Below are 11,584 nucleotides of genomic sequence, written 5' to 3'. Positions count from 1 at the left end.
TTAAACCTTTCCCCACCTCAACCTGAGTCAGCGCTCGCTACTTACGATGAGGTGATTCGCCGCTTTCAAGATGATCCTGCATCGATGCTACGCATGCAGGTCGCTCTGGCTCTTCGTGACAAGGGTATACTATTAGAGAACTCGAATAATCAGAAGAACCAAGCCCAAGCCAATTACGAAGACTACCTCCGCCGCTTTGCCAATGCCCCCGAACCAGCAATCCAAGAAGTAACGGCACAAGTCCGCGCGCGCCTCGCAGCACTCAAATAATCTGCAAACCCGCCGATCCCTAAGGGGCGCGGCCCCTTAGGCGGGGTCCAGGGGCAGCGCCCCTGGCGAACGCGCTACGCCCTAAAAATCCATCAGTTTCACCAGTTTCCCGCTGGCGAAAATCGGCCCGGTTGGCGCGCCCGTGGGGGAGCCGCCCTTTGGTTCGCGGCTCACGGCCATCAGGCGGCCCGGCGCGGTTTCGACGGCGGGGTCGATGGAGAGGCCGTTCGGGGTGATGAGGCCCAAAGATTTCGGCACGCTATCGTCGCCGACGATCCAGAGTTCGCGGTCGAGCCCATCGTCGGGCATCGGTTTTAGCAGGGTGAGGGTCAGTTTGCCGTCGGGCGCGCCTTCGCGGATGACGCACCAGGGGTCTTGCTGCTCGTTGAGCATCACGGCGACCAGCATCGGGCGCAGCGGGGCGGGGTCGGCTTTCGGCGGCGGGGCTTCGGCCACTTGCACCGGGGCGGGCGATGGGGCGCGCAGCAGGTCCGGGCGGACGAGAACGATGCTGACCATGCCTGCGGCCACCGCCATGCCGATCATCACCGTGGTCACGCGCCAGCGCCCCAGGCTGCGGCGCAGTTGGATGATCTCGGCGGTGGGGGGCAGGTCCTCGGTATAGGGCAGGTCTTCGGTCACGGCCCCCCGGTCGGCGCTGCGCCGGTCGGAGATGATCTCGAAGCCAAGCTCGTCACTCAGATGCGCCCAGAGGGTTTCGGGCGGCTTTACGGTCGGCGCGATGGTGAGCAGCGGCGCGAGGTGGGCTTCCCAGGCGGCGCGGGCCTCGGCAATTTCCGGGTCCAACTCGCACAGGGCTTCGAACTCCTGGCGCGCGCGGCCGCGCAGCGTGCCGAGCACATATTCGCCCGCCAGAACCGTTAGCGTATCCCGATCCAAGGCGCTCATGATCCCAGGCACCCTTTCAGTTTCAACAGGCCCCGGCGGACCCAGCTTTTGACCGTGCCCAGGGGCGTTTCGAGCTGCTCGGCCACTTCCTCATGGGTTGCCCCTTCGAAGAAAGCGACCAGAATCGCCCGGCGTTGATCGTCCGTCAGCACTTCCAGGCAGGTGCGCAGGCGGTCGGCATCCTCCCGGCCTGCCAAAGCCGAGAGGGCATCTTCCGCCGGGTCGGGCAGTTCATCGAACTCTTCGGGCAACGGGGCATCGCGCCCGCGCCGTGCGATGAGATCGAGCGCCCGATTGCGCGCCATCGTGAGCAGCCACCCCAGGGGCGAGCCCCGCCCGGCTTCGAACCGCGCGGCGCCCGACCAAAGTTTGGTCAAAACATCCTGCACCACATCTTCGGCACTGGACCGATCACGGGTGATACGGAGGGCGACGCCATATAGATGCGGTCCCGTCTGTCGATACAGGGTAGCGAAGGCGCTCTCGTCGCCAGTGGGCACCAGCGTCAAGAGTTCGGCAAGATCCAGCGTCTCAGCGTCCCGCATAGTGGATTACGTCCTCCAACGACAGCGGTTGTCCTAAAACTATACGGCCAAACACTGCCTGGATTGGCAGGGCTTCGTCCAGTCTTCTGCGATACTCGGCCCGCGCGATTTCGATCACGCCGAACTGGGCGAGGTGATCGGTCTTGAACTGCGTGTCGAGCAAGGTGAAGCCGCCCGCCCGCAATTGCGCCACCAAATAGACCAGGGCGATCTTGCTGGCGTCGTTTGCGGTGGAAAACATGCTCTCGCCGAAAAACGCCCCGCCGAGGGTAACGCCGTAGAGCCCGCCCACAAGGGTTTCGCCCTGCCAGCATTCCACCGAATGGGCGTGGCCCGCCTCGAACAGCAAACCGTAGAGCCGTTTGATCTCGGCATTAATCCAACTATCGGGGCTGCCGGGGCGCGGGGCGGCGCAGGCGGCCACCGTACGGCGAAAGGCGGTATCCACCGTTACCCGATAGGGTTCGGCGCGCAACGTGCGCTTCAGACGTTTCGGGACGTGAAACCCATCGAGCGGCAGAATGCCGCGAAAATCGGGATCGACCCAGAAAAGTTCTGGATCGTCCCGACCGTCGGCCATCGGAAAAATCCCGGCGGCATAGGCGCGCAGCAGCAGATCGGGGGTTAAGCGCATCCGTCTCCCCCGACCACGGATTTACGCGCCGTCCGCATCCTTTGCAGCGGCGGTGCGCTCCATAAAATGCTCCAGCCAATGGATGGTGTAATCGCCGGTGATAAAATCCGGGTCCGCGATGATCTTTTGGTGCAGCGGAATCGTCGTTTGAATGCCGCCGATCACATATTCTTCCAAAGCGCGACGCAGGCGCATCAGGCATTCGTTGCGCGTTTTGCCATACACGATCAGCTTCGAAACAAGGCTGTCGTAGTGCGAGGGCACCTTATAGCCGGAATAAAGCGCCGAATCGACGCGCACGCCCGGCCCACCCGGCGCGTGATACTCGCCGATCTTGCCCGGCGAAGGGGCGAAGGTTTCCGGGTGTTCGGCGTTGATACGCACTTCGATGGCGGCACCGCTGAAGCGCACGTCTTCCTGTTTCAGCGTCAGCTTACCGCCCGCAGCGATGCGGATTTGCTCGCGCACCAGATCAATGCCGGTGATGAATTCCGAAACCGGGTGTTCCACCTGCAGCCGCGTGTTCATTTCGATGAAATAGAACTGCCCGTCTTCGTAGAGAAACTCCAGCGTGCCCGCCGAAGCATAGCCCAAGGTGCCCATCGCCTTCAGGGCGATCTGGCCGATGGCTTCGCGCTCGTCAGCATTCAGCGCGGGCGAGGGGGCTTCTTCGAGCAGCTTTTGATGACGGCGTTGCAAGGAGCAATCGCGCTCGCCCAAATGAATTACATTGCCTTGGCCGTCGCCCAAGATTTGCAGTTCAATGTGGCGCGGCTTTTCCAGGAATTTTTCGAAGAACACCGCGTCATTGCCAAAGAAGGACCGCGCTTCGGAGCGCGCGACCGGCAGTTGCGTGCGCAGATCCTCTTCGTTCCGGCAAATCTTCATGCCCTTACCGCCGCCGCCTGCCGCCGCCTTAATCAGGATCGGAAAGCCGATGCGGCGCGCGATTTCCAGCGCTTCCTCGTCGTTCGTCACCGGACCGTCGGAGCCGGGAACCGTCGGAATGCCGAGGGCCTGGACGGCCTTTTTCGCGGTAATCTTATCGCCCATGATGCGGATATGCTCGGGCGACGGGCCGATGAAGACCAACCCATGATCCTGCACCATTTGCGCGAAATCGGCGTTTTCCGCAAGGAAGCCAACGCCGGGGTGAATGGCTTCCGCCCCGGTAATCGTCGCCGCCGACAGAATCGCCTGCATGTTGAGGTAACTCTGGCGCGGCGCGGGCGGGCCGATGCAAACGCTTTCGTCGGCCAGGCGCACATGCATGGCGTCGGCATCCGCCGTGGAATGGACCGCAACCGTGTGAATGCCAAGCTCGCGGCAAGCACGGTGGATGCGAAGGGCGATTTCGCCGCGATTGGCGATGAGAATCTTTTCGAACATGATTACTCGATAATGACCAGCGGCTCGCCGTATTCGACCGGCTTACCGTCGGTCACGAGAATTTCCTTCACAACGCCGGTGCGGGGCGAGGGCAACGGGTTCATCACCTTCATCGCTTCGATGATCAGCAGGCTTTGCCCCTTCTGCACCGTCTCACCGACGGCAATGAACGGGCGCGCGCCCGGTTCAGCGGCGAGATAAACCGTGCCGACCATCGGGGAGGGCACCATGCCGGGATGATCGGCGGGGGCTGTCACGACGGCAGCGACCGGAGCCGCTGCGGCGGGGGCAGCCGCAGCCGGGGCCGCGACCGGCACCGGCGGCAAGGCCACGCTCTGCGGCGGCAAAGTGCGGGCAACGCGGATGCGGACATTATCGCGCTGATACTCGATTTCGGTCAGCTTGGTCTCGTCGAGCAGGCTGGCGAGATTGCGGATCAGTTCGCTATCTAATTGATGTTGAGACATGCTTTCTCTCTAAACAGCAAGGCGGCGGGCCGACCGGGCGGCCCCAACGCCGGGATGAGGGGCGCGGCGTTAAATCCCTAAAGGTTTTAACGGCGAAGCTTTAATCAGATTGGCGAGTGCCGCTACGGCGAGAACATAGGATTGGCCGCCGAACCCCGCGATCACGCCAATCGCGGCGCGCCCCGGATAGGAGGTGTGGCGAAACGGCTCGCGGTGGAAAATATTCGAAAGATGCACCTCGATCACCGGCAAATCCACCGCCTTCAAGGCATCCAGCAGCGCAATCGACGTATGGGTATAGGCCCCGGCGTTGATGATGATTCCGGCTGCGGTCCCCCGCGCTTCCTGAATCCAGTCGATCAACACGCCTTCGTGGTTCGATTGGCGGAAATCCAGCGCGCAGCCAAGCTGTTCGGCGGCGCGAGCGGCGACAAGGCGAACATCTTCCAGCGTATCGGTGCCGTAGATATGGGGTTCGCGCGTGCCGAGCAGATTGAGATTCGGCCCATTGAGAACCAAGATCAGGGGGGCGGACAAACGGTCTACCTCGAGAAATTGCGTCAGACCCCGCGTTATACCATGCCCGCCGTGCGGTGCAAGAAAGCCTTGCGCCTCGGGGACAAGGGCGCGGCGCGGGCGGGAAGAGGAAGGTTCAACCCGCCTATTCAACCCCGCCACAATTGCTTAGACTGTTCCCCATGCTGATGATCCGCCCACCCGCTCCGTTAACCCCTGGCCGTTCTGCCTGGGCGGCGTTGAGTTTGGGCGTTGGGCTGAGTGCGCCCGCCGGGGCCGCGAATGAATTCGCCTCGGCCTCAATCTTGCAGCCTTTGGTCGGGTTTCTCAGCCTTTTTGCATTGGCGCTGCTGATCATCGGCACGTTGCATTTTCGCGCCGTTTTGCGCGGGCGGGTGATTCAGCAACAGTTGCGCAGCAGTCAGCAAATCGCCGACCGACGTCAAGCCTTGATGGATGCGGCGGCAACGCCGCTAGCCCTGTTTGGGCGCGACTCGCGACTGGTCGAAAGCAACCTCGCCTGGTCGGTTCTAACGCGCGGCAGCGATACGTTTATCGAGCAGGCGCGAGAACTTGCCATGCGCGCCCTGCTACTGAATAGCGAGCAGGTCGAAACCGTCACGCTGGTGATCGGCGGCGCGATGCACGCATATTCGCTGCGCGCGCTGGCCTCGCCGGCGGGCATCTCAATCGCCGCGACGGACATGCGCCAGATCGAAAGCCTTATGTCGCAAGTCTCGCGGCTGATTTCGGCGCAAGATGATGTGCTGGACGCGGTGAACGCCCCGATTGTGATTTTCGGCCCGGAGCGGCGGATCAAATTCTTCAACACCGCCTTCGCGCGACTGTTCTATCTCGATGACGTGTGGTTGACGCGGGAGCCGACGCTGCAAGAGCTTATCGACATGCTGCGTGAAAAGCGGCAACTGCCCGAAGTGATCGATTTCGCCGCCTATAAGCGCGAGCAATTAGCGCAATTCCAGTCGCTCGTCGCTGCCAAGGAAGAGGTGCTGCACCTGCCCGATGGTCGCACCTTGTTTCAGCGCGTCGCCCCCCATCCGCTCGGCGGGCTGATTTACTCCTACGAGGATGCGACCGATAAATTCGCCCTGGAGCGCTCGTATAATACCCTCATCGAAGTCCAGCGCGAGACGCTGAATAATCTTTCAGAAGGCGTTGCCTTTTTTGGCATCGACCGGCGCTTGCGCCTACATAATCCGGCCTTCCTGCAAATTTGGGGGCTGAGCGAAGAGCAACTGCTGGGCGAGCCGACCCTGGACGAGCTTCAAGCCGCAACCCTGCCCTGGATTGTCGAGGGTGAGGATGCTGATCCCACCGGTAACGCCTTGATCCAGCGCCACATCCGCAACGGCGTTTTAAGCTGGCGCAGCGGGAAGGAGATCGATTTTACCTCCGTGCCGATGCCCGATGGCGCAACGCTCTGCTTGTTCCTCGATATTACCGAGCGCAACCGCGCCCAATTGGCCCTGCGGGAACGCAATGACGCGCTGGAAGCCGCCGACCGGCTGAAAACCGAGTTTATCGCCAACGTCTCCTACGAACTGCGCACGCCGCTGAACTCGATCATCGGCTTCTCCGAAATCCTGACCGAGCAGTATTTCGGCCCGCTCAACACGCGCCAGTTAGACTATAGCCGGGGTATATTGGCGGATTCCCAGCGGCTGCTGTCGCTGATCAACGATATTCTCGATCTTGCCACCATTGAAGCCGGTTATCTGGCGTTGGAGCGCGATACGATCGAGGTCAATAGCCTCATCGTCTCCACCCTCGCCCTGGTGCGCGAGCGGGCCCAGGCGCGCGATATTGCGCTAACGCTCGAGTCCGCCGCCGATATCGGCACGGTCATCGGCGATACCAAACGGTTGCGCCAAGCGCTATTCAATCTTCTCTCCAACGCGATCAAATTCTGCCGCCCGCAGGACCGGGTAACAATCGGCGCGCGGCGCGACGCCCAGCGCGGGATTGCCATTAGCGTTTCCGATACGGGGCCAGGGATTCCGCCCGAAAGCCTGCCACGCATCTTCGGCCGGTTCGAGCGGTCCGGGCGGCAGGCGGGGGCGGGTCTTGGGTTGTCGTTGGTGCGCAGTATTATCGAGTTGCACGGCGGCGAGGTTAGCCTCACCTCCTCTGCCAGCGGAACCGAAGTTTTGTGCTGGTTACCCGATGGCGGGCCGGAGCCGATTCGGGCCCTGCCGCCCCCAGTCCAGCAAACGAGCCCAGTATAATCCCGTGCGTATAATCCCCTCCCTATAATCCCGTCCGCCGTTATTCCGATGAGACACGATGATTCCGGGCTTGCAAACTGACGAGCGGCAAGCAACGGTAATTTTATGGTAAAGCGCGCTCTCATTCTCATGATGGACTCATTCGGTATTGGGGCAACCCCCGATGCCTGCCACTTTCAGGACCAGGGCTCGAACACCCTCGGGCATATCGCTTCTTGGTCGTTGGCACAGCGCGGTCGCCCCCTTGTCTTGCCCCATCTGGAAGACCTCGGCCTGGGGGCCGCCGCCCGCGAAGCCACTGGAAAGCTTCCGTCGGGATTTTTAAAGCGCGACGATTTTACCGGCCTCTATGCCGCCGCCGCCGAACGCTCCAAGGGGAAAGATACCCCCTCCGGCCATTGGGAGCTTGCGGGCGTGCCCGTGCTGTTCGACTGGGGCTATTTCCCCAAAACCGTGCCCAGCTTTCCGCCCGAGTTGACCCAAGCGCTGATTGAACAGGGCGGGCTGCCCGGCATTCTGGGCGATTGCCACGCCTCGGGCACCGAGATTATCGCCGAATTGGGCGATGAGCACGTCGCGAGCGGCAAACCCATCGTCTATACTTCTGCCGATTCGGTGCTGCAAATCGCCGCCCACGAAGAGAGTTTTGGGCTGGAGCGGTTGCTGACCCTGTGCAAACTCGCGCGCAAACTCGTCGATCCCTATAATATTGGCCGCGTCATCGCCCGGCCTTTTACCGGCACCAGCGGGAATTACCGCCGCACCCCCAACCGCAAAGATTTAGCCGTCCCGCCGCCCGCGCCGACCCTGCTGGATAAGCTCGTCGAACGCGGCAGCCAAGTGCTCGCCATTGGCAAGATCGGCGATATTTTTGCCCATCACGGCATCAGCCGCGTCATCAAGGGCGATAGTAATGCGGCCTTGTTCGACGCGACGCTCGCCGCGATGGACGAAGCGGGCGACGGTGATTTGATCTTTACCAACTTCGTCGATTTCGACCAATCCTTCGGCCACCGCCGCGACCCCGGCGGCTATGCCGATGCGCTGGAAGCCTTCGATAAACGCCTGCCGGAATTACTGGCGAAACTGCAACCGGGCGATCTCGCGCTCATTACCGCCGACCATGGGTGCGACCCCACCTGGATCGGAACCGACCATACCCGCGAATATGTGCCGTTGATTTTCTTCGGCCCCGGTATTGCGGGCGGCAATGGCGGGCGGCGGACAAGTTTTGCCGACGGCGGCCAGACCCTCGCCCAACACCTTGGCCTTCCCCCGTTAGAGGCGGGCCGTAGCCTGCTGTGATCCGCAGCATGGCTGCCAGGGCAAAAAAAATCTGCGCGTTGCGTGATCTGTTAAACGGGCAGCTGCGAAGAAAGGGTGATGACCACCCTGCGCGACCCTTCTGCCCCTCGGGCATTGCATTTTGTCCCCGCCGAAACAATCTCGGCGCGGATGGAGAGTGTCATGCGCGATGAGACCAGCGCCGGGTTTGCGCGGTTAGTTCTGCAAATCGCCGAAACCCAGGACCGCACCGCCTTTGCCCAGCTTTTCGCCTATTTCGGGCCGCGCCTTAAATCCTACCTGATGCGGCTTGGCAGCCCCGAGGCCGAGGCCGAGGATTTATTGCAAGAGGTTATGGTCACGCTCTGGCGCCGCGCGGGCGGGTTCGATCCGCGCTTAGCGTCGGTCAGTACCTGGCTGTTTACCATCGCCCGCAATAAGCGCATCGACCGCCTCCGCCGCGACAAGCATATCGATTGGGAGGCGGACGACCCGGCCCTGATTGCCGAAGAGGCTTTTGGCGACCCCGTGCCGGGGGCCGATCACGCCTATGATCTAGCCCAACAAAATGATCGGCTGAGGGCGGCCCTCGCCCTCTTGCCGCCCGAACAAGCAAGCCTCCTGCAACAAGCCTATTGGGAAGACCGGTCGCACCGCGATATCGCGGAGACAACGCAAATCCCCCTAGGCACCGTCAAATCGCGTATCCGCTTGGCCCTCACACGGCTGCGCGCGGTCCTGAAGGACGAATAAGCATGCCCCATTTCCACCCGCCCGAATCGCTGCTGGTCGATTATGCCGCCGGAACCTTACCAGAGGCGATTAGCCTTCTGGTGGCAACCCATCTCACCTACTGCCCAGATTGCCGCAAGGAAGTGCAGGCGCTGGAAGCGGTCGGCGGAGCCCTGCTCGATAGTCTGCCGCCCGTCGAGGTGAAGACCGATTTCGACCGCTTGCTCGCTCAACTCAACGTGCCGGAGCCCCCCCGGCCCGAAGCGCCGCTGGCCGGTGAAGCCTGGATGCCGCGCCCCGTGCGCCGCGCCCTTGCCGGTATTCCCAGCGCCCCCGCAAAGCCGCTACCGTGGAAGCGCGTCACCGGTGCCCTCTCGGAAATCCGCCTCGCCCCCCCCAGCCGCACCCCCGGCGGCAGGACCCGCCTGATGCGGATCGCCGCAGGCGGCGCGATGCCCGAGCACACCCACGGCGGCACCGAATATGTGCTGGTGCTGAAGGGCGGCTTCAGCGACCAATTCGGCCATTACCTCCCCGGCGACCTCTCGATCTCCACCGCCGACCACACCCACACCCCCATCGCCGACACGGATGGCGATTGCATCTGCCTCGCCGTGGTCGATGGTACGCTGAAGCTGACGGGTGTGATGGGGTGGGTGGTGAATAGGTTTGTGCGGTTTTAGGGGGTACTGGTACAAGAAAGGGCTTTCCAGCTAAGGTCTCTCTCAAGATTTCCGAGGGGGTACCATGCCGAAAGTCACCGCCGTTGCGCTTCCTCCTGAAAGCCTATTAGCGCCTTTGTACGCCAAGGCCGATTTCTGCGATGCCTGGGCGATTGACTTGGTCGATCCCAACCTGTCGGCTCTCGCAATCGCTCATAAAACCTTCGCCGCAACACCGCCCTGGGTGAATGGGCTGCTGGCCCTGCGGGATCGCATCGTCGCCCTGGTCGGTCTGCGCGGGGCTGGGTCGATGAAAGCCAGTCTGCAGAAGCCGCTCGTCGACTATCGACCCGGCGACAAGTTAGGCATTTTTAAGATATTCAGCCTGACCGAAGCCGAATTAATCCTCGGCATTGATGATTCGCACCTTGATGTACGTGTTTCGATTCTGAAGCCGGCAGACGCGCCGGGAACCTATGTTACGGCGACGCTCGTTCAGATTCACAATAGGCTGGGGCGGCTCTACATGGTGCCGGTGGGGCGGGTTCACCCGTTCATCGTCCGGGCGATGATGCGGCAAACGGCGGCTTGACGCGCCAAACCGAACCTCCCCCTTGCCTCCCCCGCCCGGCCCTGCCAGTCTCCCGGCCATGTCCAAGCTCTCCCCCGATGCTGCTGTTGCGGCACAATATGAAGCCCTGCCCTATCCGCACCGCGACCCGCGCGAGGAGCGCAAGCGGCTGATCGTCGGCTCGCCCAGCCATCTTCAGGAAATCGAGCAGACCGTTTTCGGCGGGCGCTGGCCGACGCGGCCCGTGCGGGTGCTCATTGCAGGCGGCGGATCGGGCGATGCGCTCACCATGCTGGCGCAGCAATTGGCCTGGGCCGGGCGGAAAGCCGAGCTTCTCTATCTCGATCCCTCCCAGGCCGCACGGGCGGTGGCGGAGGCGCGGATTGCGGCGCGCGGGTTGGATACATCCGACATCGTCACGGTGCGTTTTGCCACCGGCTCGCTGCTCGATCTGCTGGACGCGGGCCATGAACCTTTCGATTACATTGATAGCTGCGGCGTGCTGCACCATCTGGACGATCCCGACGCGGGGTTGCGGGCGCTGGTCTCGGTGCTCGCGCCCCAGGGCGGCATCGGGCTGATGCTCTATGGCGCCTATGGGCGGCGCGGGGTTTATGACGTGCAGGCGATTCTGCGCACGCTGGCCGCCGAGGGTTCCCCGAAAGAGCGCGTCGCCCAGGCCAAGCGCGTGCTCACCCAGCTTCCCGCCACCAACTGGCTGCTGCGGAACGGCGTGATCCGCGATCATCTCGACGGCGGCGATGCCGGGCTGTTCGATCTGCTGCTGCACGCCCGAGACCGCGCCTATACGATCCCCGATTGGTTCGCGCTGGTCCACGGCGCGGGCCTGCGCCTTGCCGATTGGGTGGAACCCGCGCGCTATAAGCTTTCGACCTATTTCACCGATGCGGCCCTCTTGAAGCGCGCCGAAAGCCTACCCCCTGAGGAGGAGGCCGCGCTCGCCGAGCAGGTCGCGGGCAACCTCGCCCGCCACGCGGGCTATCTGGTGCGGGCCGAAAACCCCGTTGCCCCGCCCCCGCCGGGCGACCGCGCCGCGATTCCGGCCTTCAAGGACATCGACCCGCAACGGCTGCTCGCCGCCATCGACCGGGGCGGGCGGTTGGGGGTGAGCAACGAAGGGCTCGACCTCACTCTGCCGCTCCCCACCATCGCCCCAGCCCTGCTGCCGCGCATCGACGGGCAAAAAACCTGGCAGGCTCTGCTGGAGGAGATGAAAGCCCTGCGCAAAGACCTTTCCGACGACACCCTGTCCCGCGCCGCCGAGCAAATCGCCCGGCAGTTGGGCGGGATCGGGCGGTTGACGCAGCGGTATAGCCCCTTGTCAGAGTAACCTTTAAG

General features: G+C 62.8%; 13 protein-coding genes. 7 read left to right on the top strand and 6 right to left on the bottom strand.

All coding sequences use genetic code 11. The features are described from left to right. The coding region (locus tag ACIQ36_RS01485) for a hypothetical protein (RefSeq protein WP_395824771.1) at positions 1 to 270 on the top strand (270 nt) is incomplete at its 5' end. Positions 271 to 351: 81 nt separating this feature from the next. Here the strand turns inward: ACIQ36_RS01485 and ACIQ36_RS01480 are convergent. From ACIQ36_RS01480 to aroQ, 6 genes are all read right to left on the bottom strand, one after another. After that, positions 352 to 1,179 (bottom strand): anti-sigma factor domain-containing protein, encoded by an 828-nt coding sequence (locus ACIQ36_RS01480; RefSeq protein ID WP_395824768.1) that lies wholly within the window; start codon positions 1,177 to 1,179, stop codon positions 352 to 354. After that, positions 1,176 to 1,724 carry an RNA polymerase sigma factor gene (locus ACIQ36_RS01475; RefSeq protein WP_395824765.1) on the bottom strand — a complete coding sequence of 183 codons (549 nt, stop codon included), beginning with the start codon at positions 1,722 to 1,724 and terminating at the stop codon, positions 1,176 to 1,178. Before ACIQ36_RS01475 ends, ACIQ36_RS01480 begins: the two co-directional genes overlap by 4 nt. Continuing rightward, the gene (gene aat / locus ACIQ36_RS01470) at positions 1,711 to 2,358 is read right to left on the bottom strand and encodes a leucyl/phenylalanyl-tRNA--protein transferase (protein ID WP_395824762.1); all 648 of its coding nucleotides are present in this window, start codon (positions 2,356 to 2,358) and stop codon (positions 1,711 to 1,713) included. Before aat ends, ACIQ36_RS01475 begins: the two co-directional genes overlap by 14 nt. A 21-nt stretch (positions 2,359 to 2,379) precedes the next feature. Then, complete coding sequence (gene accC / locus ACIQ36_RS01465; protein WP_395824759.1) at positions 2,380 to 3,747, bottom strand: acetyl-CoA carboxylase biotin carboxylase subunit; 1,368 nt, start codon at positions 3,745 to 3,747, stop codon at positions 2,380 to 2,382. A gap of 2 nt (positions 3,748 to 3,749) precedes the next feature. After that, a complete protein-coding gene (accB, locus tag ACIQ36_RS01460; RefSeq protein WP_395824757.1) occupies positions 3,750 to 4,214 on the bottom strand; it encodes an acetyl-CoA carboxylase biotin carboxyl carrier protein in 465 nt (154 codons plus the stop codon). A 69-nt stretch (positions 4,215 to 4,283) separates the two neighbouring features. Continuing rightward, the gene (gene aroQ / locus ACIQ36_RS01455; protein WP_395824754.1) at positions 4,284 to 4,751 is read right to left on the bottom strand and encodes a type II 3-dehydroquinate dehydratase; all 468 of its coding nucleotides are present in this window, start codon (positions 4,749 to 4,751) and stop codon (positions 4,284 to 4,286) included. A gap of 161 nt (positions 4,752 to 4,912) precedes the next feature. On the opposite strand from aroQ, the gene ACIQ36_RS01450 reads away from it, so the two are divergent. The 6 genes from ACIQ36_RS01450 to ACIQ36_RS01425 all read left to right on the top strand — a co-directional run bounded on the left by ACIQ36_RS01450 (position 4,913) and on the right by ACIQ36_RS01425 (position 11,576). Beyond that, positions 4,913 to 6,976, top strand: a complete 2,064-nt coding sequence (locus tag ACIQ36_RS01450; protein ID WP_395824751.1) for an ATP-binding protein — start codon at positions 4,913 to 4,915, stop codon at positions 6,974 to 6,976. Positions 6,977 to 7,081: 105 nt separating this feature from the next. Beyond that, the gene (locus ACIQ36_RS01445) at positions 7,082 to 8,281 is read left to right on the top strand and encodes a phosphopentomutase (protein ID WP_395824748.1); all 1,200 of its coding nucleotides are present in this window, start codon (positions 7,082 to 7,084) and stop codon (positions 8,279 to 8,281) included. A 162-nt stretch (positions 8,282 to 8,443) separates the two neighbouring features. Next, positions 8,444 to 9,013, top strand: coding sequence for a sigma-70 family RNA polymerase sigma factor (locus ACIQ36_RS01440; protein WP_395824745.1), 570 nt, complete (start codon positions 8,444 to 8,446; stop codon positions 9,011 to 9,013). Between the two features lie 2 nt (positions 9,014 to 9,015). After that, positions 9,016 to 9,675 carry a ChrR family anti-sigma-E factor gene (locus tag ACIQ36_RS01435; protein ID WP_395824742.1) on the top strand — a complete coding sequence of 220 codons (660 nt, stop codon included), beginning with the start codon at positions 9,016 to 9,018 and terminating at the stop codon, positions 9,673 to 9,675. Between the two features lie 64 nt (positions 9,676 to 9,739). After that, a complete protein-coding gene (locus ACIQ36_RS01430; protein WP_395824739.1) occupies positions 9,740 to 10,246 on the top strand; it encodes a DUF2867 domain-containing protein in 507 nt (168 codons plus the stop codon). 58 nt (positions 10,247 to 10,304) lie between these two features. Continuing rightward, positions 10,305 to 11,576, top strand: a complete 1,272-nt coding sequence (locus tag ACIQ36_RS01425) for a class I SAM-dependent methyltransferase (RefSeq protein WP_395824736.1) — start codon at positions 10,305 to 10,307, stop codon at positions 11,574 to 11,576. Positions 11,577 to 11,584: the final 8 nt, after the last annotated feature.

The organism is Elstera sp. (genome assembly GCF_044372965.1).
Lineage (GTDB): Bacteria > Pseudomonadota > Alphaproteobacteria > Elsterales > Elsteraceae > Elstera.
The sequence above is the reverse complement of the archived record's forward strand: the minus strand, read 5'-3'. Positions and strand labels throughout refer to the sequence as shown.

What these genes read in the sequence shown, in the direction of transcription:
- ACIQ36_RS01440 (WP_395824745.1), top strand. Translation starts at nt 8,444, where the DNA reads ATGCGCGATGAGACCAGCGCCGGGTTTGCGCGGTTAGTTCTGCAAATC.
- accB (WP_395824757.1), bottom strand. Translation starts at nt 4,214, where the DNA reads ATGTCTCAACATCAATTAGATAGCGAACTGATCCGCAATCTCGCCAGC.
- ACIQ36_RS01450 (WP_395824751.1), top strand. Translation starts at nt 4,913, where the DNA reads ATGCTGATGATCCGCCCACCCGCTCCGTTAACCCCTGGCCGTTCTGCC.
- accC (WP_395824759.1), bottom strand. Translation starts at nt 3,747, where the DNA reads ATGTTCGAAAAGATTCTCATCGCCAATCGCGGCGAAATCGCCCTTCGC.
- ACIQ36_RS01480 (WP_395824768.1), bottom strand. Translation starts at nt 1,179, where the DNA reads ATGAGCGCCTTGGATCGGGATACGCTAACGGTTCTGGCGGGCGAATAT.
- aat (WP_395824762.1), bottom strand. Translation starts at nt 2,358, where the DNA reads ATGCGCTTAACCCCCGATCTGCTGCTGCGCGCCTATGCCGCCGGGATT.
- ACIQ36_RS01445 (WP_395824748.1), top strand. Translation starts at nt 7,082, where the DNA reads ATGGTAAAGCGCGCTCTCATTCTCATGATGGACTCATTCGGTATTGGG.
- ACIQ36_RS01425 (WP_395824736.1), top strand. Translation starts at nt 10,305, where the DNA reads ATGTCCAAGCTCTCCCCCGATGCTGCTGTTGCGGCACAATATGAAGCC.
- ACIQ36_RS01430 (WP_395824739.1), top strand. Translation starts at nt 9,740, where the DNA reads ATGCCGAAAGTCACCGCCGTTGCGCTTCCTCCTGAAAGCCTATTAGCG.
- ACIQ36_RS01435 (WP_395824742.1), top strand. Translation starts at nt 9,016, where the DNA reads ATGCCCCATTTCCACCCGCCCGAATCGCTGCTGGTCGATTATGCCGCC.
- ACIQ36_RS01475 (WP_395824765.1), bottom strand. Translation starts at nt 1,724, where the DNA reads ATGCGGGACGCTGAGACGCTGGATCTTGCCGAACTCTTGACGCTGGTG.